16 protein-coding genes and 1 tRNA gene are annotated in these 22,443 nt (G+C 64.8%); 7 read left to right on the top strand and 10 right to left on the bottom strand.

What is annotated here, in order from left to right; genetic code table 11:
• Positions 1 to 24: 24 nt before the first annotated feature.
• The 3 genes from AC07M1_RS14440 (at position 25) to AC07M1_RS14430 (ending at position 5,900) form a co-directional block, all read left to right on the top strand.
• Positions 25 to 1,617 (top strand): serine hydrolase, encoded by a 1,593-nt coding sequence (locus AC07M1_RS14440; protein ID WP_495163324.1) that lies wholly within the window; start codon positions 25 to 27, stop codon positions 1,615 to 1,617.
• A gap of 62 nt (positions 1,618 to 1,679) precedes the next feature.
• Positions 1,680 to 3,737 carry a S9 family peptidase gene (locus tag AC07M1_RS14435; RefSeq protein WP_495163323.1) on the top strand — a complete coding sequence of 686 codons (2,058 nt, stop codon included), beginning with the start codon at positions 1,680 to 1,682 and terminating at the stop codon, positions 3,735 to 3,737.
• An 84-nt stretch (positions 3,738 to 3,821) separates the two neighbouring features.
• Positions 3,822 to 5,900 carry a transglycosylase domain-containing protein gene (locus tag AC07M1_RS14430; protein WP_495163322.1) on the top strand — a complete coding sequence of 693 codons (2,079 nt, stop codon included), beginning with the start codon at positions 3,822 to 3,824 and terminating at the stop codon, positions 5,898 to 5,900.
• On the opposite strand, the gene AC07M1_RS14425 is transcribed toward AC07M1_RS14430, so the two are convergent.
• A complete protein-coding gene (locus tag AC07M1_RS14425) occupies positions 5,897 to 6,772 on the bottom strand; it encodes a bifunctional helix-turn-helix transcriptional regulator/GNAT family N-acetyltransferase (RefSeq protein WP_495163321.1) in 876 nt (291 codons plus the stop codon). The genes AC07M1_RS14430 and AC07M1_RS14425 overlap by 4 nt on opposite strands.
• A 125-nt stretch (positions 6,773 to 6,897) precedes the next feature.
• Here AC07M1_RS14425 and AC07M1_RS14420 point away from each other — a divergent pair, with 125 nt between their 5' ends.
• Positions 6,898 to 7,440: a hypothetical protein gene (locus AC07M1_RS14420; protein ID WP_495163320.1), complete on the top strand. Its 543-nt coding sequence runs from the start codon at positions 6,898 to 6,900 to the stop codon at positions 7,438 to 7,440.
• Positions 7,441 to 7,504: 64 nt separating this feature from the next.
• On the opposite strand, the gene AC07M1_RS14415 is transcribed toward AC07M1_RS14420, so the two are convergent.
• The 9 genes from AC07M1_RS14415 to AC07M1_RS14375 all read right to left on the bottom strand — a co-directional run bounded on the left by AC07M1_RS14415 (position 7,505) and on the right by AC07M1_RS14375 (position 18,913).
• Positions 7,505 to 8,173: a glutathione S-transferase family protein gene (locus tag AC07M1_RS14415; protein ID WP_495163319.1), complete on the bottom strand. Its 669-nt coding sequence runs from the start codon at positions 8,171 to 8,173 to the stop codon at positions 7,505 to 7,507.
• Positions 8,174 to 8,227: 54 nt separating this feature from the next.
• On the bottom strand, positions 8,228 to 9,019 hold the full coding sequence (locus AC07M1_RS14410; RefSeq protein ID WP_495163318.1) for a protein phosphatase 2C domain-containing protein: 792 nt from the start codon (positions 9,017 to 9,019) through the stop codon (positions 8,228 to 8,230).
• A 53-nt stretch (positions 9,020 to 9,072) separates the two neighbouring features.
• The gene (locus AC07M1_RS14405) at positions 9,073 to 9,714 is read right to left on the bottom strand and encodes a hypothetical protein (protein ID WP_495163317.1); all 642 of its coding nucleotides are present in this window, start codon (positions 9,712 to 9,714) and stop codon (positions 9,073 to 9,075) included.
• Between the two features lie 91 nt (positions 9,715 to 9,805).
• Positions 9,806 to 14,332 (bottom strand): glutamate synthase large subunit, encoded by a 4,527-nt coding sequence (gltB, locus tag AC07M1_RS14400; RefSeq protein WP_495163316.1) that lies wholly within the window; start codon positions 14,330 to 14,332, stop codon positions 9,806 to 9,808.
• Positions 14,310 to 14,897: a DUF2059 domain-containing protein gene (locus tag AC07M1_RS14395; RefSeq protein ID WP_495163315.1), complete on the bottom strand. Its 588-nt coding sequence runs from the start codon at positions 14,895 to 14,897 to the stop codon at positions 14,310 to 14,312. The genes gltB and AC07M1_RS14395 overlap by 23 nt, the downstream gene beginning before the upstream one ends.
• Positions 14,894 to 15,529: a DUF2059 domain-containing protein gene (locus tag AC07M1_RS14390; RefSeq protein WP_495163314.1), complete on the bottom strand. Its 636-nt coding sequence runs from the start codon at positions 15,527 to 15,529 to the stop codon at positions 14,894 to 14,896. Before AC07M1_RS14390 ends, AC07M1_RS14395 begins: the two co-directional genes overlap by 4 nt.
• A complete protein-coding gene (locus AC07M1_RS14385; RefSeq protein WP_495163313.1) occupies positions 15,526 to 16,980 on the bottom strand; it encodes an NAD(P)-dependent oxidoreductase in 1,455 nt (484 codons plus the stop codon). The genes AC07M1_RS14390 and AC07M1_RS14385 overlap by 4 nt, the downstream gene beginning before the upstream one ends.
• Before the next feature lie 141 nt (positions 16,981 to 17,121).
• Positions 17,122 to 17,922 (bottom strand): undecaprenyl-diphosphate phosphatase, encoded by an 801-nt coding sequence (locus AC07M1_RS14380; RefSeq protein ID WP_495163312.1) that lies wholly within the window; start codon positions 17,920 to 17,922, stop codon positions 17,122 to 17,124.
• 58 nt (positions 17,923 to 17,980) lie between these two features.
• Positions 17,981 to 18,913, bottom strand: a complete 933-nt coding sequence (locus AC07M1_RS14375) for a complex I NDUFA9 subunit family protein (protein WP_495163311.1) — start codon at positions 18,911 to 18,913, stop codon at positions 17,981 to 17,983.
• A gap of 134 nt (positions 18,914 to 19,047) precedes the next feature.
• On the opposite strand from AC07M1_RS14375, the gene AC07M1_RS14370 reads away from it, so the two are divergent.
• From AC07M1_RS14370 to AC07M1_RS14360, 3 genes are all read left to right on the top strand, one after another.
• Positions 19,048 to 19,134: transfer RNA gene (locus AC07M1_RS14370), tRNA-Leu, on the top strand.
• Between the two features lie 167 nt (positions 19,135 to 19,301).
• A complete protein-coding gene (locus AC07M1_RS14365) occupies positions 19,302 to 20,531 on the top strand; it encodes a tyrosine-type recombinase/integrase (RefSeq protein WP_495163310.1) in 1,230 nt (409 codons plus the stop codon).
• Between the two features lie 203 nt (positions 20,532 to 20,734).
• Entirely contained in the window at positions 20,735 to 22,327 is a 1,593-nt protein-coding gene (locus AC07M1_RS14360; protein ID WP_495163309.1) for a DUF7662 domain-containing protein, read from the top strand.
• Positions 22,328 to 22,443 lie beyond the last annotated feature (116 nt).

Below are 22,443 nucleotides of genomic sequence, written 5' to 3'. Positions count from 1 at the left end.
ACGGCTGGATTCTGGAGGGGTTCAATGAGCGGTTTGACGATCGACCGGCGCGGCGCGCTGGTGCTTGGGCTTGGCGGTGTTGCCGGGTTGGCGCTCCCTGCCTGGGCGCAGGGCGCGGCTCCGGGCGGTCTGGACGCGGCGGTCGACACCATTGTCGCCAACTTCATGAAAGCGTTCGAAACCCCCGGTGTCAGCATCGCGATCGTACGCAAGGGACAGACGCCCTGGCTCAAGGGCTATGGCGTGCGGACGATGGGCAAGCCCGATCCGGTCGATGCGCATACCCGCTTCGGCATCGCGTCGAATTCCAAGGCGTTCACCGGCGCCGCGCTGGCGATGCTGGTCGAGGAAAAGAAGCTCGGCTGGGACGAGCCGCTGATCAAATATCTCCCTGAGTTCAAGATGGCCGACCCGGCGGTGACAGGCATGTTCACCGTGCGCGATCTGCTGGTCCACCGTTCGGGGCTTCCGCTCGGCGCGGGCGACCTCATGTATTTCCCGCAGTCGAGCGCCGATACCGCGCAGGTGCTGCGCGCACTCCAGTTCCTGCGCCCTGCTCGCGGCTTCCGTGCCGGCTATGACTACGACAACATCCTCTACATCGTCGCGGGTATGCTGATTGAGCGGATGTCGGGCCTGTCATGGCGCGACTTCATCGCCACGCGCATCCTCCAGCCGCTGGGCATGGCCGATGCGGTGCCCTCCCGCGAATTGCTGCGGACGCCCAATGTTGCCGGCCGTCACGCGCGGCTCGGGCCGCCAGCGCGCGGGATCGGGCCGATGAAGGTGATCCAGCCCGACGAAGGCCCGCTGATCGATGCCGCGGGCGGGATCAACGCCAGCGTCGCGGACGTCGCTAAATGGCTCGAAGTCCAGCTTGCACTCGGCGAGCTGCCCGGTGGCAAACGGCTGTGGAGCAGGGAGTCCGCCGCCGAGATGTGGAAGCCGCAGGTGATTGTCTCGTCGAGCGACGGCGGCACCGACACCAATCCGGCCCGTGCCGTGATGGCGGGCTATGCGCTCGGCTGGTTCGTACAGGATTTCCGGGGCCGCCGCCTGATCAGCCATTCGGGCGGCCTGTCGGGACAGGTGACCCAGACCGCGATGATCCCGTCGGCCGGGATCGGCGTGGTCGTGCTCAGCAATACCGAGGATGGCGTTTCGGGCGGGATCCGCAACGCGATCCTCGATCATCTGCTCGGCGCTCCCGCCTATGACTGGGTGGCCAGCTATGTCGCGCGGAACAAGGCCGCCCAGGATGAGGCGATCGCGGGTCTTGCCGCGGGCGAAGCCAAGCCGCCCGAGGGTGCGCCGAGCCTGCCGCTCACCGCCTATGCCGGACGCTATCGCGATGTCTGGTATGGCGACATCGTCGTTACCGTGAAGGGTAAGGGGCTGAGCATCCAGTTCGTGCCGACGCCGGTCTTCAAGAGCGCGCTCGAACCCTGGGGCACCGACACCTTCCGCACCCGCTTCCCCGTTGGCGCGGGCGAGGATGCGGTGGTGAGCTTTGCGGTCACGGACGGCAAGGTGGCGGGGATCAAGATGAAGGCGCTCTCACCGCTCGCCGACTTCAGCTACGATTTCCACCATCTCGACTTCGTACCGGTCCGCTAGGCGTATTATTGCAATAATACACTGGCGGGGTTAGGCTGGTTATTTCAACGGAGGGATCATCGATGAAACGACTCGCTATTGCCCTGCTGTCGGGCGCCGTACTCATGAGCGCCGGCGCCGCCGTCGCGACCCCGCCGCAAGCGGGCGCCGATACGCTGATTCCGCGCGCAAAGATCTTCGGTAATGCGAGCCGTTCGGGCGGGCAGATCAGCCCTGACGGCAAGCATGTAAGCTGGCTTGCCCCTGTCGGTGGCGTGATGAACGTATGGGTTGCCCCGATCTCCAACCTTGCAGCAGCCAAGGCGGTGACGAAGGAAAGCAAGCGTGGTCTGCAGAGCTATTTCTGGGCACCGGACGGCGCGCACATCATCTATCTGCAGGACAGCGGCGGGAACGAGAACTTCCGCGCCCATTCCGTTGCGATCGCGACGCTCAAGGATACCGCGCTGACTGCGGCGGGAGACAAGGTCCGCGCGCAGATCGAGGGGGTGAGCAAACTGCGCCCCGACATCGTGCTGATCGGCCTCAACGACCGCAGCCCGCAATTCTTTGACCTGTACGAGATCAACTACAAGACCGGCGCGAAGAAGCTGGTGATGCAGAATCCCGGCTATGGCGGCTGGGTGATCGATAACCAGCTCAAACCCCGTTTCGCCTTCCAGCAGGTGCCGGGCGGCGGCAGCAAATATTTCCGCCTCGGCGCCGACGGTAAATGGGCCGAAGTGTTTTCGATCGCGAACGAGGATTTCTTCACCACCAACCCGATCGGCTTCAACAAGGATGGCACGACCCTCTATTGGGTTGACAGTCGCGGCCGCGACAAGGCGGCGTTGGTCAAAATGGACGCGGCGAGCCTGAAGACCGAGGTGATCGCCGCGAGCGAACGGGCCGATATCGCCGGCCTCCTCACCGATCCTGAGACCTATGAGCCGACCGCGTATTCGGTGAATTACCTGAAGAGTGAATGGACCCCGCTGAATGCGGAAGCGAAGGCGGATCTCGACTTTCTCAAGTCGAAGCTGCCGGGCGAGGTGTCGATTATCTCGGCAACCGATGACGGGTCCAAGCTGCTCGTCGCGGCGAGCGCGGCCGAAGCGCCCGCGACGGCGTATATCTACGACCGCAAGGCAAAGACGCTGACCAAGCTCTACGAAACGCGGCCCGATCTTGCCGCGTACAAGCTGCGTCCGATGTGGCCGGTCGAGATCCCGTCGGGCGACGGCAAGACGCTGGTCAGCTACCTGACGCTCCCTGCTGGCGCCGACGCCAACAATGACGGGAAGCCCGACCGGCCGGTCCCACTGGTCCTCAACGTTCATGGCGGCCCGTGGGCACGCGACAGTTATGGCTATAATAGCGGCCATCAGTGGCTCGCCAATCGCGGCTATGCAGTGTTGTCGGTCAATTATCGCGGCTCGACCGGCTTCGGTAAGGGCTTCATCAACGCCGCGATCGGCGAGTGGTCGGGCAAGATGCATCAGGACCTGCTCGACGCGGTCGATTGGGCGGTAAAGGGCGGCGTCACCACCAAGGACAAGGTCGCGATCTTCGGCGGCTCCTATGGTGGCTATGCCACGCTGGTGGGTCTCACCTTCACGCCCGACACCTTCGCCTGTGGTGTCGATATCGTCGGCCCGTCGAACCTGAAGACGCTGATGGAAAGCTTCCCGGCCTATTGGCGCCCGATCCTCGAAGGGACCTTCTACAAGCATATCGGTGATCCTTCGAAGCCGGAGGATCTGAAGCGCATGATGGCGCAGTCGCCGATTACCCGCGTGGATGCGATCAAGCGGCCGTTGCTGATCGGGCAGGGCGGTAACGACCCGCGCGTGGTGAAGGCCGAAAGCGACCAGATCGTCGCGGCGATGAAGGCCAAGGGGCTGCCCGTCACCTACATCAACTATCCCGATGAGGGGCATGGTTTCGTACGGCCGGAGAACCGGTTGAGCTTCTTCGGCATCGCCGACGGGTTCTTGGCCAAATGTCTGGGCGGTCGGGCGCAGCCGATCGGCGGGGACTTCGCGGGTTCGAGCCTGCAGGTGCTGGAAGGTGCGGCCCAGGTGCCAGGCCTCGCCGAAGCCGCGCCCAAGGTCGCGGCAGAGGCTCCGGCGGCCAAGTGACACGGGCGCCCGCCGTCTCGCCCAGAGTGGGGCGGCGGGCGCTTGAACGCGCTGTCGTGGCGGGGTAATACAGTGCCCGGTTCCATGCGCTACGACACACTCTATCCCGAGGTCGCGGATCCCCGCGCACCCGCGGTTCCGCCCTCCGATCCCTTTGGCGGCCTGAACGGCGGCGACATTCCGCCGCCCGGCCCGCGGCTACCGCTGCGCAAGCGCCCATGGTGGCGCTGGACGATGCGCGGGCTTGCTGCCTTCATCGTGCTCTTCTTCATCACGATCGGCTGGCTGATCTTCACCGCCCCGCTTTCGAAGTCGCTCGAGCCGCCGGTCCCGCCGTCGATCACGCTGCTCTCGGCGGAGGGAACGCCGATCGCCAGGACCGGCGCGGAGGTCGGTAAGCCGGTCGATGCGACCAAGCTGCCGGCCCATGTCGTCGATGCCTTCATCGCGGTGGAGGATCGCCGCTTCCGCAGCCATTGGGGTATCGATCCGCGCGGTATCACCCGCGCCTTCGTCAACAACGTCTTCACGAGCAAGAGCTCGCAGGGTGGCAGCACGATCACGCAGCAGCTCGCCAAGAACGCGTTCCTAAGCTCGAAACGCACCTTCGGCCGCAAGTTCCAGGAAGTGCTGATCGCCTTCTGGCTCGAAGCCTGGCTGACCAAGGACGAGATCCTCTCCCGCTACCTGTCCAACGTCTATTTCGGCGACAACCAATACGGCCTCGATGCCGCCGCGCGACATTATTTCAGCCGCCCAGCCACCGAACTGACCACCGGACAGGCGGCGATGCTGGCCGGACTGGTCAAGGCACCCTCGCGACTCGCCCCTTCGGGCAATCTCAAGGGCGCGCAGGACCGGCAGGCAGTGGTCGTCGGCACCATGGTCGATGCCGGCTTGCTGACCACGGCGGAGGCGAAGGCGGTCGCGCCCGCGCGTCTGCGGCTCGCGAAGAGCAAGGCGCTGCCCAGCGGCACCTATTTCACCGACTGGGTGCTGCCCGAAGCGCGCGATCAGGCGGGTGAGCTGGGTGCGGTGCGTGAGGTGACGACGACGCTCGAAACCCGGATGCAGCGGGCTGCCGAGCGCGCGGTACGCAATGCGGGACTGCGTCAGTCACAGATCGCGATCGTGGCGATGCGCCCCGACGGCCGCGTGATCGCGATGGTCGGCGGCAAGAACTACGGCGAATCGCCCTTCAACCGCGCGACCCAGGCGCGGCGTCAGCCGGGGTCGACTTTCAAATTGTTCGTCTATCTCGCGGCGCTGCGGAGCGGAATGACCCCCGATTCCACCGTGCTCGATGAACCAGTGACCATCGGCGAGTGGAAGCCGAAGAATAGCGACGGTCGCTACCGGGGGGAGATCACCCTGCGTCAGGCCTTCGCGCGGTCGAGCAACGTCGCGGCGGCGCGTTTGATCAAGGACGTCGGGCCGAAGGCGGTGATCCGGGCGGCGCGCGACCTCGGCATCTCGACCCCGATCCCGGAGGAGGCGTCGATTGCGCTCGGTACCTCGACCGTGTCGTTGCTCGAACTCACCGCCGCGTATGCCGCGATCGCCAATGGCGAAGCGCCGGTGCGCGCGCGCGGCCTGTCCGAATCCGACGAGCCGGGCTGGCTCGATCGTTTGACCGGCTCTCAGCGGGCGATCGGCCAGCGCGAGCTGGATGGAATGCGCGAGCTGCTTGCGGCATCGGTGAGCGAGGGCACGGGCCGCGGCGCCGCGCTCTCGGTCGAGACGTTTGGAAAGACCGGGACGACGCAGGACAATCGCGATGCGCTGTTCATCGGCTATGCCGACGGCATCGTCACCGCGGTCTGGATGGGCAATGATGACAACAAACCCAACCCCGGACTTGCCGGCGGTGGTGCACCCGCGCGGGTGTGGCGCGATTTCATGGCGCAGGCGCTGGGCGTTGCCGTACAGCCCAAACCCGAACCGGTGGTTGAGAACCTTTCCGATGCGCTGGTGGACGAAGGGGATAATGTCATCGCAGAACCGATCGAGATCGAGGGCAGCATTGGCGGCCAGTCGATCGGCGTCCGCGTCAATCGTGACGGCAGCCTCGAAATGACCCGGCCCGACGAGCCTCAAGCGGAAGCACCGCCGGCCGAACGCGATCGGCGGCGGCGCGAACCGGCGCCGGGCGAAGGTCCCTAGAGCCGCTTCTCGAAAAAGACTTCCGCATAGGGGTTGGCGTTGTAGCGCTCGATCTCGATCCAGCCCGCGCTGCGGTAGAAGCGTTCCGCCTCGGGTAGCGCGCGGTTGGTGTCCAGCCGCAGCGTGTGGATGGCCAGAATGTGGGCGGTGTCCTCGGCGGCGGCCATCAGGCGCTGCGCCAGCCCTAGCCCGCGCGCGCCGCGATCGACCCATAGCCGCTTGATCTCGGCATGGCCGTCGCCCTCGCCCTTCACGGCGACGCACCCGATTGGCATCCCGTCGGAGAGCGCGACGAAGAAGGCGCCGCGCGGACGGATCATGTCGATCGCATCCGGATCGCACGACCGCGTTACCTCGAACCCGCCCGGAAAGCGCGCGTCGAGTTCGGCATAATAGCGGCCGAGGCAATGGTGGGCGGGCTCGCTCGCCGGATCGATTTCCTCGATCACGACGCCCTCACGACCGAACGCGGAAGCGATCAGGTCCATGGCGTCAAGCAGCGCGCCGGCGTTCGGCGCTCGCTCCAGGAACGATGCCGCACGGATGTCCGACAACGACTCATAGGCCTCGAACTCGCGCTCGCCGGTCGCGGTTAGTGCCGCGATCCGCCGCCGCGCATCGTGCGGATGCGGCGTGGTCTCGACCAGATCCTCCTCCTCCAACCCGCGCAGCAATCGGCTCATCAGTCCTGAATCGAGGCCGAGATAGGCGCGCAGCTCGGCCACGTCGGTTCGTCCCGATCCGATGGCATTGATGACGCGCGCCGCACCCAGCGGACGACCGCGACCGAGGAAGGAGGAATCGAGCGCGCCGACTTCGCGGGTCACTGCGCGCGCGAAGCGGCGGAAGCGGCTGACGGGGTTGGTGATCATATATCTGACTTAAGTCAGATAATTTGCGATGGTCAAGCACGACAATCTACTGGCCGACCGGGCTGAGTCCGTTATGTCAGGGAACCGGCCAGCGGGGGCAGCCGTCAAAAGCGGGAGTTGCGTAGATGACAGCCATTGCGATGATTGCCTCGATCCTGTTGGCCGCGGCACCTCAGGCTGAGCCTGAAGCCCTACGGCCAGGTACCGTCGCGATCGAGTCCGTCGCCGATCCCGCCATTCCCGCGCCGATCAAACAGGTCTTCGCCGACGCGGTCGAGCGGGCGCTGGCCGACGCGCGCTTCATGGCGCTGCCCGCGACCAGCCGCAGCCGTTACATCGCCCGGGTCAAGGTGACGCGTACCGCGCGCGGCGCGGTCACCGCTAAGGGGAAGGCGCCAGGCCCCGGTGCCGCCGTGGGCAATTGGGGTGGCGCGATCGCCGTTACCTTGCCCTCGAACAAACAGCAGCTGCGTGGCCTGATCGTCACTGAGCTGGAGGTCGAGCTGGTCCTGCGGGAGGGGATGCAGCCGATATGGCGCGGCCGCGCGCTCACCGCCCAGGCCGAAGGAACGCAAGCCGATGCGCCCGCGACGCTCGCGCCCAAGCTCGCCAGCGCCGCCGTCCGCAGCTTCCCGGCGCAGCAGCCCGAGGCGCTTTCGATTCCCTGACGACCGACCGTCCCCCGGCGCTGTGCCGGGGTGACGAAGAAGGGCAGAGGCGAGTGGGCCGAATCTAGAGGTCCAGCTTCTCATATTCGGGCGGTGGGTTGATCCCTTCCATCCGCTCGGCCAGCAGCGGGCGGAAGCTGGGGCGGCTCTTCATGCCGACATACCAGCGCTTGGCCTGTTCGTGGCTCTTCCAGTCGATTCCGCCCAGATAGTCGGCGACGCTGATCTGTGCCGCGGCGGCGAGATCGGCGAGGCTCATCGTCGCGCCGCCCAGCCAGGTGCGGTGATCGAGCAGGAAGTCGATATAGTCGAGATGCGCGACCGCCGCCTTCATCGCCTCGCGCAGGGCGGTCGAATCGGGTGTCGCGCGGTGGACGATGCGCTTGAGCATCCGCTCGTGCAGCAGCGGCCCCGTGATGTCGCGGAAGAACTGGACGTCGAACCATGCGACCAGCCGGCGAATCTCGGCGCGGTCGGCGGCGGTGCCGTTGAGCAGGGCGGCCTTGCTCACCGTCTCTTCGAAGAACTCGCAGATTGCGACCGAATCGATCAGCACAACGCCGCGATCATCGGCCATCACCGGCGTCTGGCCGGCCGGGTTCATGTCGAGGAATTCGTCGCGCCGCGCCCAGGGGGATTCGCGCACGGGCTCATAGCCGACGCCCTTTTCACCCAGAACGAGCCGGACCTTGCGCGAAAAGGGGCAAAGCGGGAATTGGTAGAGCTGCCACATGACCCAAGGCTTTAGGCGGCGGAAGCAGGCGGCGGCAAGCGCGGGTTTTGCTGATCAGTGGGCGATGCCCAGCCATAGCGCAGTGGCGTCGTCGCTTCGCTTGAAACGCGGGTAGCGCACCCGGTCGCCATCCTCGGCCTCGATCGCGCGCAGCCGCGTTGCGAGCGCGGCCAATCCGTCCGCTCGCAATATGGCGATGAATGCATCCGGCGACATGCCGTAATCGTCGATCAGCGCCGCCATCCCGTCGGTCATCAACAGGATTTCGTCACCCGGCGCCACAGGAACACGAAGCGACTCGACAAAAGCGCGATGGGCGGGATCCACTCCCAGGATATAGCGCCCCGGCCGCATCCGCTTTGCACGTAGCATTTCCAGCGGCCGTTCCTCGCCCGTCGCGTGCACACGCGCTTCCTCGGTCTCATCGGCGCTCGGCTGTGAGCCAAGGCGTGTGACGGTATCGCCGCGCAGCATCAGGCACACGCAATCTGCGAGCCAGGCGAGATCGAGCGTGCGGTCCGTCAGCGCGATCGCCAGAAAGGCGGCGCTCGGCAGTTCCCAGTCATCGATGGGGTCGCGGGTTCGCTCGGCCGCATAGGCGGCGGCGGTCCGGGCGAAGACATGGTCGAGCACATCAGCGAGCGTATCGGCTTGCGCCGCGAACGCCCGCGAAGCGGTTGCGGCTAGCCATGCCGCGCCGGGCTGGCTGCCCATCAGGCCGGGCGGACCCAGATCGGTCGCGCCATCGATCATCCAGGCAAGGCGCGCGGTTGCGCCGCAGCGATCGTCGTTGGGCGTGGCGGCGGAGCCAGCAAGGCTGATGTTTTGAATCAGGTCGAAATGCATGGTACCCGCTATCGCGCAGTTGTGACGTGCCCGCTACGTCGATGGTGTTCTGGTCAGCGCAATGCGCTGGGACGCAGCAGTTTCTCGAAGGGCAAGCAGCCGCTCCGCTCCGTCGGCGGCTCGGCGAACCCGCCCAGCACGTTACACTGGCGCATCCCGACATTCGGTGTCTGCGTCACGAATGCCTGGATCGCGTCGATCCCCGTGAACGGCTGGAGCATGTCCAGCGGATTGCCGCCCGTTCCCGATCCATCGATCCAGATGATCGCATAATAGTCGGTCGATCCGCTCGTGTCGGGTTGCGGGGTCCATTCGAACGGCGTTGAAACGATGCACGGCTGGTCTGCTTCTCCAGCCGAGATAGGCTGATAGTTGATCGCCTGGCCGCCGACGCTGACCTGGTCGCTCCGCCACTCCTGAGGCCAAAGCAGCAACGACCCGATCGTCCAGAAGAACCAGGCCTGGCCGGTCGTGTCGGCGATCTGCGACGCGAGTGCGCGGGGATAGACGAAGGTTGGCGAACCGGTACCGACGGCTGAACCATAGTCGGTTCCATAGGCGGCGGGCGTCGCGAACTGCGTGGACGGCACCGGTTGCTGCATCAGGACGATGTCGGGCGACCCGTCGAAGCCGCCGCCCTGCTGGCCCGGCTGCTGGCCGAGCTGATCGCGCACGAAGAAGCCGGTATAGCCCATGATTGCCCCCATCGAAGCCGTGGGACGATGCTATCGCCTCCCGGCGTGAACCGGAAGGCGATATCGTTTCACATGTGCAACGAGGCGCGGACTATTCGGCCGCTACCAGTTGCTGCGTGTCGTCCAGCGGATGCGACAGCCGTTCGAGCATTTCCTTGGGCACGACCTGCCAGAAATGGCCGCTGATGCGGTCCCAATCCTCGAGCAGGCCGCCCGACCAGCCGCTGTCGGTCGCCGCATGATGTTCGGTGACCAGGTTCTTGAGCACCGCCTCCCAATGCGCCGACGACAGCCGCTGCCAGACGATGCTGTCGGGGTTGGCGTTGGCCTCGAACACGCCATCCTCGTCATAGATGAACGCCATGCCGCCGGTCATGCCCGCGCCGAAATTGGTGCCGGTCTTGCCCAGCACCACGGCGACCCCGCCCGTCATATATTCGCAGCCATTGGCGCCGCAGCCTTCAACCACGACCCGCGCGCCCGAGTTGCGCACCGCGAAGCGTTCGCCCGCCTGGCCCGCCGCGAACAACCTGCCGCTGGTCGCGCCGTACAGGACGGTGTTGCCGATGATCGTGTTGTTCTGGCTGGCCAAGGGCGAGCTCACCAGCGGGCGCACCACGATGGTGCCGCCGGACAGGCCCTTGCCGACATAGTCGTTGGCATCGCCGAACACCTCCAGCGTGACTCCCTTGCACAGGAACGCGCCGAGCGACTGGCCGGCCGAACCGCGCAGGCGCACCTGGACATGGCCGTCATTGAGCTTCGACATGCCGAAGGCCCGGGTGATCTCGCTCGACAGGCGAGTGCCCACTGCTCGGTGCGTGTTGCGGACATTATAGGCGAGCTGCATCTTCTCGCCGCGCTCGAACACCGCTTTCGCGTCGGCGATGATCTGCGCGTCGAGGCTGTCGGGCACCGCGTTGCGCCAGGTGTCGAGGCTGAAGCGGCGCTCGCTCTCCTCGGCATCGACCTTGGCGAGGATCGGGTTCAGGTCGAGGTCGTCGAGATGCTCGGCGCCGCGGCTGACCTGGCGGAGCAGCTCGGTGCGGCCGATCACCTCATCGAGACTCTTGGCCCCAAGCCGGGCCAGAATCTCGCGCACTTCCTCAGCTATGAAGGTCATCAGGTTGATGACCTTCTCGGGCGATCCGGTGAACTTGGCGCGCAGCCGCTCGTCCTGTGTGCATACGCCGACCGGGCAGGTGTTGCTGTGACACTGGCGCACCATGATGCAGCCCATCGCCACCAGGCTCAGCGTACCGATGCCATATTCTTCGGCACCCAGGATCGCGGCGATCACGATATCGCGTCCCGTCTTGAGGCCGCCATCGGTGCGCAGCTTCACGCGGCCGCGCAGGCCGTTGAGGGTCAACGTCTGGTTGACCTCGGAAAGGCCCATTTCCCACGGCGTGCCGGCATATTTCACCGACGTCTGCGGCGAGGCGCCGGTGCCGCCGACATGGCCGGCGACCAGGATCACGTCGGCATGCGCCTTGGCGACGCCCGCCGCGACCGTTCCGATGCCCGCGGAGCTGACCAGCTTCACGCATACGCGCGCGCGCGGGTTGATCTGCTTCAGGTCGTAGATGAGCTGCGCCAGATCCTCGATCGAGTAAATGTCGTGATGCGGCGGCGGGCTGATCAGCGTTACGCCCGGCGTCGCATGGCGCAGCTTGGCGATGAACTCGGTGACCTTGAAGCCGGGCAATTGGCCGCCCTCGCCGGGCTTGGCGCCTTGGGCGACCTTGATCTCGACCTCGTCGCACGCGCCGAGATATTCGGCGGTGACGCCGAAGCGGCCCGACGCGATCTGCTTGATCGTTGAATTGGCGTTGTCGCCATTCTCATAGGGCTTGTAGCGGATCGAATCCTCGCCGCCCTCGCCCGACACCGCCTTGGCGCCGATCCGGTTCATCGCGATCGCCAGCGTCTCGTGCGCCTCGGGGCTGAGCGCGCCGAGCGACATGCCGGGCGTCACGAAGCGCTTGCGGATCTCCGTGATCGCCTCGACCTGGTCGATGCCGACGCCTTCCGCGGGAAAGTTGAATTCAAGCAGATCGCGCAGATAGACCGGCGGCAGATCGCGCACGCCGCGCGAGAATTGCAGATAAGTCGAATAGCTGTCGGTCGCGACCGCGGTCTGCAGCGTGTGCATCAGCTGCGCCGAATAGGCGTGCGTCTCGCCGCCATGACGCTGACGATAGAAGCCGCCGATCGGCAGCGTCGCGACGCCGGTGTCGAACGCGGCGTCATGGCGCAGCTTGGCATTGAGGTGCAGCGAGGCATAGCCCTCGCCCGAGATCTTCGCGGGCATGCCGGGGAAGAAGTCGTTGACCAGCGCGCGACTGAGGCCGACCGCTTCGAAGTTGTAGCCGCCGCGATAGCTGGAGATCACCGCGATCCCCATCTTCGACATGATCTTGAGCAGGCCCTCGTCGATCGCCTTGCGGTGGTTCTTCAGCGCCTGTTCGAAGCTCGTGTCGCCGAACAGCCCGCGCGCGTGGCGGTCCGCGATCGAGGCTTCGGCCAGATAGGCGTTCACCGTGGTCGCGCCGACGCCGATCAGTACGGCATAATAATGCGTGTCGAGGCACTCGGCCGAGCGGACGTTGACACTGGCATAGCTGCGCAATCCCTTGCGGACGAGGTGCGTGTGCACTGCCGCCGCCGCCAGCACGCCGGCGATCGCGACGCGATCCGGCCCGACATGCTCGTCGGTCAGGAACAACTCGGTCGCGCCGGCGCGCACGGCCTGTTCGGCCTTGAAGCGGACGTCCGCGATGGCGGCGCGCAACGTCTCCGGCCCCCCGCCGGCGGGGAAGGTGCAGTCGATCTCGGCGGCAAGATCGCCGAAATGGCCCTTCAATCGCGCCCAGTCGTTGTTGGTCAGCACCGGGCTGTCGAGCACGAGCACCTTGTTTGCCGTCTCCCCGGTGTCGAGGATGTTGGCGAGGTTGCCGAAGCGCGTCTTGAGCGACATCACATGCCGCTCGCGCAGGCTGTCGATCGGCGGGTTGGTGACCTGACTGAAATTCTGGCGGAAGAACTGGCTGATCAGCCGCGGTTTGTCGCTGATGACGGCGAGCGGGGTGTCGTCGCCCATCGATCCGACCGCTTCCTTGGCGTCGGTCACCATCGGCGACAGAATCAGCTCCATGTCCTCCAGCGTCTGGCCGGCGGCGACCTGGCGGCGCGTCAGTTCGGCGCGATCGAAATGCGGCCCGGTATCGTCCACGCCGGGCAGCCCGTCGATATCGACGAACTCGCCGATCATCGCGGCATAGTCATATTCCGCAGCGATCCGGTCCTTGACCTCGAGGTCGTCGTAGAAGCGGCCCTCTTCCAGATCGACAGCGATCATCTGTCCCGGCCCCAGTCGCCCCTTGGCGACGACGGTGGATTCGGGGATCTGGACCATGCCCGTCTCGGACCCGACGACCAGCAGACCGTCGGCGGTGCGGGTGTAGCGCAGTGGACGCAGCGCGTTGCGGTCGACCCCCGCGACGGCCCAGCGGCCATCGGTCATCGCCAGCGCGGCGGGGCCGTCCCACGGCTCCATCACCGATGCCAGGTACTTGTACATGTCGAGATGCTTTTGCGGCATCGCGTCGATCAGTTGCCACGCCTCAGGCACCAGCATCAGCTTCGCGGTCGGCGCGTCTCGGCCCGAGCGGCAGATCGCCTCGAACACGGCGTCGAGCGCAGCGGTGTCGGATGCGCCTGCCGGAATCACCGGCTTGATGTCCTCCGAATCCCCGCCAAAGGCGAGGCTCGCCATCTTGATCTCGTGGCTGAGCATCCAGTTCTTGTTGCCGCGGATCGTGTTGATCTCGCCATTGTGCGCGAGGCAACGGAATGGCTGCGCCAGCCACCATTGCGGGAAGGTGTTGGTCGAATAGCGCTGATGGAAGATCGCGACGCGGCTGACGAAGCGTTCATCCTTGAGATCGGGATAGAATTCCGAAAGTGATTCCGCGAGGAACAAGCCCTTGTAGATCACCGAACGGCAGCTCAGCGAACAGATGTAGAAGCCGCTGATCTGCGCCGCGATGATGCGCTTTTCGATCCGCCGGCGGACGAGGTAGAGGTTCTTCTCGAACTCGTCCTGCGACACGTCGTCGGGCATCGGCCCCGCGATCATGATCTGCTCGATCTCTGGCCGGGTCGCCTGCGCCTTCTGGCCGATCACCGAGACGTCGACCGGTACCTGACGCCAGCCATAGATGGTATAGCCGGCCTCGATGATCACGCTCTCGACGATCGTGCGGCAGGCTTCCTGTGCGCCGAGATCGACGCGCGGCATAAAGATCATGCCTACGGCAAGCCGGTTGGGCAGCACGCGGTGGCCCGACGCCAGCACCGCGTCGTCGAAGAAGCGTAGTGGCAGATCGACATGGAGGCCCGCGCCGTCGCCGGTCTTGCCGTCGGCATCGACCGCGCCGCGGTGCCACACCGCCTTCAGGGCATCGATCGCACTCTGCACCACGCGGCGCGACGGCTGACCGTCGATCGCTGCGACCATACCGACGCCACAGGCATCGCCCTCAAACTCGGGGCGATACATGCCCTCGTCGGCCAGGCGAAGGCGTTCCTGCTCAAGAGTGGGACGGCTGGGCATCTTGCTTTTCCAATATGGGGGTCAGTTCTTCCATCAGGCGGCGCACCTCGTCGGCTTTGCGTGCCTGCGTTCGTGCAAACAGCTGGCGCTGCCATTCGGCGATGGCCGGGTCGTTGAAGACCTGCATCCCCGTTTGAAGGAAGCGCGCGCCCGTTGGCGTGATCACGAATGTTTCGACCTCGGACAACTCGGCCAATGTAAAGCGCTTTGCGTACGCGCTCGCGATCGCCTCGATCATCGCCGGACCGGTTTCCCTGAGATCATCCAGGGTAAGTTTCTTCTGACGCTCGAGGAATTCCGCGAGCACCTTTGTCGCATCGGCGTTGGACTCAAGAATCTTCGCCAGCTTCGGGTCACCTTGCATCATGCCTGAGACCATGTTGGCCATCATCCCGTCGAGCATTTGGCGGAACAGTTGTTCGCGCTGCGCGACAGGCATGGTCCGCTCGACGATTGTTCGCGCCTTGACCATCCGTGCGTCGAGGTCCACGTCCGAGCGCGCTATGGGTGCTGCAACCGCCACGGCCTGTGGGCTGGCCAGCAGAAGAAGTGCTGCGGCGATCATTTGACTGCCTTCGCCTTGGGCGGCTCTGGCAGGTGAGCGGTGGCCTTCTCGACCTTCGCCATGATCGCTGGCATCGCCTTCATCATTTCGGGCGTGACGGCCATCATCTCCTTCATGACCTCCGGCTCGACGAGCATCGACAGATACTCGCCCGCGAACGTGCTGCCTGTGGGGCTGGCGAAGAAGGTGTTCAGCTCATTGAGCTGTTGTGTCGTGAATTTGCGCGCAAAGACCTGTGCAAGACCGGCTCGCATGCGCGGCTCGATCTTGCCGAAGATCGCACCCATCTCGTCGCCCATGACGCGCGTCATGATCCGCATGCGCTCCTGGAAATGGGGATCGGCGGTGGCGATCGCCGCGCCCATCGTCCTGCCATTCTCACCGCGTTCTTCGGGGAGGCCGAGCTCCGACGGGCTCATGCCCATCATCTCGGTCATCATCGTATCCATCATGCGCGGAAACTGGTCGCGCATCATCTTCATGTAGACGCCGTTGGGCACCAGTGCCGCGACGGCCCTTTCCGCAGCGGCACTATGCGCGGGATCGGTTGCAGCCGCGGGTGGCGGCGCGGTCTGAGCAAGCACGGGCTGGGTCAGCAACAGCGCAGCGGCGGAGAGGGCCAGGCGCATCATGCCGCCGCCCGCTCCTTGCGCACCGGCGCAGCGGCCTGTGCCTTGAGCCAGCTGTGCATCCGCTCGCTGACGTCGCGGCCGTCGCGGATCGCCTGCACGACCAGGCTCGCCCCCTTGACGATGTCGCCTGCTGCGAAGACGCCGTCGAGGTTGGACATCATCGTGCGCGCGTCGGTGCGCACCGTGCCCCAGCGGGTGACGCCGAGTTCGGGGGTGCCGAACAGAACAGGCAGGTCCTCCGCGTCGAAGCCCAGTGCCTTGATCACCAGATCGGCAGGCACGTCGAACGCGGAGCCAGGATCGGGTTCGGGCGCGCGGCGCCCGCTGGCATCGGGCGCACCGAGGCGCATGCCGACAGCCTTCACCGCCGTTACCTTGTCGCTGCCTTCAAACGCTTCAGGGGCTGAGAGCCAGACGAACTCGACGCCTTCTTCCTCGGCATTAGCGGTCTCGCGCTGGCTTCCCGGCATGTTGGCGCGGTCGCGGCGATAGAGGCACTTCACCGATGCCGCGCCCTGGCGCACCGCGGTGCGGACGCAGTCCATCGCGGTGTCCCCGCCACCGATCACGACGACGTTCTTGCCCTGTGCGTTCAGGCTACCGTCGTCGAATGCCGGCACCGCGTCGCCAAAGCTCTTGCGGTTCGACGCGATCAGATAGTCGAGCGCCTCGACCACGCCGTCCGCACCGACGCCCGGCGCCTTGATCGCGCGCGCCTTGTACACGCCGGTCGCGATAAGAACCGCGTCATGCTTGCCGCGCAGTTGCTCCAAAGTCGCATCGCGACCGACCTCGAAGCTCTGGTGGAAGACAATACCGCCCGCCGCCAGCCGGTCGGTGCGGCGCATCACGACTTCCTTCTCCAGCTTGAAGCCGGGGATGCCATAGGTCAGCAGTCCGCCCGGCCGGTCGTGCCGGTCATAGACATGGACGTCATAGCCAAGCTTGCGCAGATATTCGGCGGCGGTGAGCCCTGCCGGACCCGCACCGATCACGCCGACCGATTGGCCCCGCGCGGGGCCGGGGACGAGCGGCTCGACCCAGCCTTCTTCCCAGGCGGTGTCGGTGATGAACTTCTCGACCGACCCGATCGTGACCGATCCGTGTTGCGAGAATTCGATGACGCAATTGCCCTCGCAAAGGCGATCCTGCGGGCAGATGCGGCCGCAGATCTCAGGCATCGTCGAGGTGCTATTGCTGAGCTCATAGGCCTCGCGCAGCCGGCCTTCGGCGGTCAGGCGGAGCCAGTCGGGGATGTGATTGTGTAGCGGACAGTGAACCGAGCAATAGGGGACGCCGCATTGCGAGCAGCGCCCGGCCTGTTCCTCGGCCGAGGGCGGCGCATAGCGTTCCGCGATCTCGCGGAAATCCTGCGCGCGCAGCTGAGCCTCACGCTTGGGCGGAAACGCCTGCGCACGATCGACGAATTTGAGCATGACTTCGTTTGCCATGCCCGCGCCGTGACAGTTCGCGCGAAGCGAGTCACGTGAAAATCGGCAATTAGGTAAGCAGTGCTGACCTATTTAGCAACAATCGATCACGATTTCAGCGGTAGTTGCGATCCGCTCTCAATAATAATGGCCGTTTCGGACTTACCTGGCCAGGAGCCAGATCAGAGCGGCACTGCCGACGATGATTCGGTACCAGGCGAAGGGCGCGAAGCCATAGCGCCCGACCACCTTCACGAACGCCCGCACCACCAGTAGCGCCACCACGAATGCCGCGCCGAACCCGATCGCGATCGCGCTCAGATCGTCCATGCTCAGCAGCGCGCGGTCCTTCCACAGCGAATAGGTGGTCGCCGCCAGCATCGTCGGCACCGCGAGGAAGAAGCTGAACTCGGCCGCGGTCTTGCGTTCGACCCCCATCAGCAGCGATCCCATGATGGTCGCGCCCGACCGGCTGACGCCGGGCAGCATCGCCAGGCACTGGACGACCCCGATCGACACCGCGGTACCGGTCGGGATTGCTTCGACGCGGTTGTAGCGAACCGTCTTCACCATCCGTTCGATCAGCAGGATCAGGAAACCGCCGACGATCAGCGCGACGGCGACGATCACCGGGGTCTGCATCGCCGCGCGAATCGCGTCATAGGCGACGACGCCGATCGCCAGCGCGGGCGCGAAGCCGATCAGGATGTTGCGCACGAACGCAACCGACTGCGGCTCGCCGCGCAAGAGGCCGGTGCCGCGGTCCCAGAAGGTGCGCCAATAGGCGACCAGCACCGCCAGGATCGCGCCGAACTGGATCGCGATCTTGAAGGTGATCGAGCTGCTGTCGTTGAACCCGAACAGCTCGCCCGCGAGGATCAAATGCCCGGTCGACGAGACGGGCAGGAACTCGGTCAGCCCCTCGATGATGCCGAGGAGGATATAGGTCAGCGTGTTACTCATGCCGGATGGTTCCCCTGCCGGGGATCACCCGGTCTTGACTGTGCCGGAAGGTCTGGGTTCAGGCGGCTTGATGCGCGCCGGCGAAGCGTCCGTGGCGGCGATACTGGACCAGCCAGCCGGGGGCGACCGCGCCGAGCAGGGTCGGCGCGACGCCGAGTTGCGCCAGCCCATCCTCCGTCGCGACATTGTCGGTCTGCAGCATCAGCCACTGGTCCCAGGTGATCGGCATGCCGGGGAGGAAGCCCAGCGTCGCGATCCCAGCGCCCGCGAAATCAGGCAGGTCGATCAGTAGCGGAAGGCGGCCGATCGCATCGGAAAGCCGCTGGTGGAATTGGGTGAAGGTGATCACCTCGGGCCCGCCCAGTTCGAGAATCTTGCCGCCGAACGCTTCCGGTCCGGCAACCGCCTTGACCACGGCCGCCGCGACATCGGCGACATAGACCGGCTGCATCCGCATCGCGCCGCGCAGAACCGGCACCGCCGGCGCGCGCGCGATCAGCCCGGCGAACCGGTTCACGAACTTGTCCTCGCGTCCGAAGATGAAGGAAGGGCGCAGGATCGTCGCGGTGGGGAAGGCGGCGCGGACGAGCGCTTCACCTTCGCCCTTGGAGCGGCCATAGTCCGACCGCGCCTCGGCATCGGCACCGATCGCGGAAATCTGCACGAACGCGGTCGCGCCGGCGGCCGCGGCGGCCTTGGCCGCATTCTCCGCGCCGATCGCGTTCACCGCATCCGCCTCACGCCCGAACGCGCCGGCAAGGTTCACGACCGCATCCGATCCCGCGAGCGCGCGGGCGAGCGAATCGGGCTTGCGGATGTCGCCGGCGACGAACTGGGTCTGGCCGAGGCCGCCCAGCGGCTTCAGGAACCATGCCGAACGCGGGTCGCGCTGGACGATGCGGACGCGCGCGCCGGTCTTGAGCAGCGCCTGTGCGACATAGCGTCCGACGAACCCGCCGCCGCCGATCAACGTCACCAGCCTGTCCTTCATCACGCCCTCGAAAATCTATTCCAATGCGTCCCCCATGCCGCGCGCGGAGAGAAAGGGCAACCATCACAAAATCTGTTGCGAGAAGCAGTTGACAGGCCCCCCGACCCTCCCCTAGAGGCGCCGGCCTACCCCGTGCCCAGATGGCGGAATTGGTAGACGCACCAGCTTCAGGTGCTGGCGGTCGCAAGGCCGTGGAGGTTCGAGTCCTCTTCTGGGCACCATTTTTCAGTCCACGGGCGGCCATAGGCGTCCGCCAAGCGACTGGAAAGCAAGCGCTTTTTCTGCTACTTTGTCCGGCGAGGTTCGGGTGGGTTTGCCCACAGATACCCCGCATTTGGGGTACTTTCGGGGCTCACAATCCACCCGGTTTTCGGATGGAGATTACCCCATGGCTCTTACCGTTCTGGCCATCAAGAATGCCCGGCCTCGGGCAAAGGCGTACAAGCTCTTCGACGAGCGTTCGCTCTTCCTCCTCATCACCCCAACCGGGTCGAAATACTGGCGATTGAAATACCGCTATCTCGGCAAGGATAAGGTGCTCGCACTCGGCGTTTGGCCCGAGGTGAGCCTTGCGGAAGCCAGAGAAAAGCGTGACACCACGCGTAAGCTGATCGCCGACGGCATCGACCCGGCCGCGGAGAAGAAGCTTCAGCGGATGCGCGCGCGGTTCGACGCCGGCAACAGTTTCAAGTCGGTTGCGGAGGAGTGGATCACGAAGATCACGCGCGAAGGGCGAGCAGGGATCACCATTGAGAAAGTGCAATGGCTGCTGGGGATGGCCTATCCGCTCATCGGTTCGCGGCCAATCAACCAAATCGAGGCGCTTGAGGTGCTCGCGGTGTTGCGCAAGCTCGAAGCGACGGGGCGCTATGAAAGTGCCAGACGGATGCGCAGCGTGATCAGCCGCATTCTTCGCTACGGCATCGCGACCGGGCGAGCTCAGCGTGACGTTGCCGTCGATCTCAGGGGCGCGATCGTTGTGCCCAAGACCAGACACTATGCGGCAATCACCAATCCCAAAGACGTCGGCGAACTGCTCCGGAGGATCGAGGAGTTCTCCGGCTACGGCATCACCAAATACGCGCTGCGAATGTCGCCGCACGTATTCGTGCGGCCCGGTGAGTTGCGCAGGGCAGAATGGTCGGAGTTCGATTTCGATCGCGGCATCTGGTCCATTCCCGCCGAAAAGATGAAGATGCGATGGCCGCACCGGGTTCCGTTATCCAGACAGGTGCTCGCCCTGTTAGATGAGGTGCGACCTCTCACTGGACATAGCCCCTATGTGTTTCCAGCCTGTCACACCTGGAAGCGCCCGATGTCGGAAAATACGATCACATTCGCGCTTCGTCGCATGGGCTACGGCAAAGACGAAATGACCGCACATGGGTTTCGCGCAATGGCAGCAACGCTTCTGAATGAGATGGGCATATGGAACCCCGACGCGATTGAACGACAGCTGGCGCACCTAGAGAACAATGGTGTGCGACGCGCCTACGCGCGTGGCCAATATTGGGAGGAGCGTGTCCGCATGATGCAGCACTGGTCGGATTATCTCGACCAGCTCCGCGAAGGCGGCCAAGTCCTGTCTGGCGAGTTTCGGCGGCGCAACGCAACTTAATTTGTGAGGAGCGTCGTAGGCGGTAGGTTCACACCGGAAGCGGTTATAACTTGAATTGAGAACGATAGAATCATTTGTTGTTGCGGGTAATTTAGATTCCAGGGAGCTGCAATGTTACTCACTATGCATTGATCAGCTACTGTCCGATGTAGATTGCGATACCATCGACCAGGTGAGATAAGATAACCGAGGTATATATCCGCATGCCCGAGGCCGCAGAATCTCAGACCAAATATCAACCCCTCCGCGACTATCTTGACCGCCAGCAGGAGGAGACGCTCTTCCTCGACTTGGCGACAATAGAGCAAATGGTAGGGCCGTTGCCTCAGGATGCTGCAACTCCCCAATTCTGGGCGAACACGCGGCACCATTTAGCAAGGCGGAGGATGTGGCTCGAAGCAGGCTATTTGGCTTACTACGAGCGCAATAGCCGACAGGTCCGGTTCGAGCGTGCCGCGGCGGGTAAGAGTTGGAGCGACGAAGAGCTTCTCGCTTGCGTTGTAGCCTATCGTCGATTGTGGGCTGCGGAGTTGCAGGGACTGAAGCTCGACAAGACGGCGCTCCGGCGCGAGGTTGTGCGTGGGTTGCTCAGTCGTCGGGGCGAGGGAGCCTATGAGCGCCGCATGCAGAATATTTCCGCAGTCGTAGCCGACATGGGCGTCGAGCCGGTCGTGGGCTATGCGCCGCTCAACAACGTCGGCGCCGTCCGGCCGCGCCTTGAGGCAATCATCGCTGACATTTGGGCGCGGGCCGAACGGCTCACGATCATCACCAGTAAGGCCGAGGTTACGCGCGGGTTTCGGCGCTGGCAGGATGCTCTTCTCAAGACTGCCGACTATGCCGGTGCGGTCGGTTGGCTGCCCGAGGAAGAAATTGCGGTGGCCGACTATGGTAACGCCTCGCCCGGAAAGCTGCGCGAGAAGGCCGCGCTCGGCATCGATCCGACTGGCGCTGACTGGTCGGTTCAGATCAATATCCCGTCTGCACCGACGACCGAGAACGGATTGAGTGCGGTCGCGCGTGACAGTGAAGGGCAAATGTATCTTCTGCGACAGGGGAGGCTTCAATCCAATAATCAGTCCGACCTAGTTACCGAGGACGATTTCCTCGCACTGAGCGGGCTGAGGCCCGCAGCTGTTTTTATCGGCGACGCGCCTGCCCGCCGCACCTGGTATGTAGTTACGCGGATCACCGACGATGATGCGGAGATGCGCCGCAGCACCGCTAGTTTCGTCCGTATATGCGCAAACATCCGTGTTCCCGATGCGATGGACAAGGCGCAGAGCAGGAGCGATGTCGCCGAGTTTGCGGATCGGTTCGGAAAGGATGAACAGGGCGGGACCTCGGCCTACTGGGCGAAAGGCGGTAGCCGATTGATGCGGCGGCGGCATGCCGAGGTATGGCGAGCACTAAGCGCGCTTCTCGAAAAATCGAACCGTAAGCTTAGGAAGCCCGCGCCCGCTCGCGGTTATGAGACCGACGGAGAGATCATCGGGCAATCGGGAAGCGTCTTGATTGAAATCAAGACCGGTCGCTCGGCAGTCGACGTATATGCCGGGGTCGGACAACTGCTGCTCTACGCAAAGATGCTCCGGCGCCTCGAAGGTCACCGCAAGGTACTGCTGCTTCCGGGCCGACCGACACCTGCGTTGGCAGAAGCGTTGTCGAAGACGGGGATCGAACTCCACCTGTATGAGATCGCGGACCCGCACGATTGGAGCAGAGCCGCCTTCTCCGATGCCTTTCTGGAGATTTGCGAGATTGCGCCGAAGAGGCGCAGGGGACATGCCGCGTAACGCTATTTTGTCGACGGGGTCATGACAGGCGCTCCGCCGGTGTCTTCACAGATAGGTGGAGACCGAGGGGTGGAACATAGGAGGAACTCATTGCGCACCGCGCCAAGGCAATGTAG

It is taken from the genome of Sphingomonas sp. GW821-FHT10C01 (assembly GCF_059415525.1).
The sequence above is the reverse complement of the archived record's forward strand: the minus strand, read 5'-3'. Positions and strand labels throughout refer to the sequence as shown.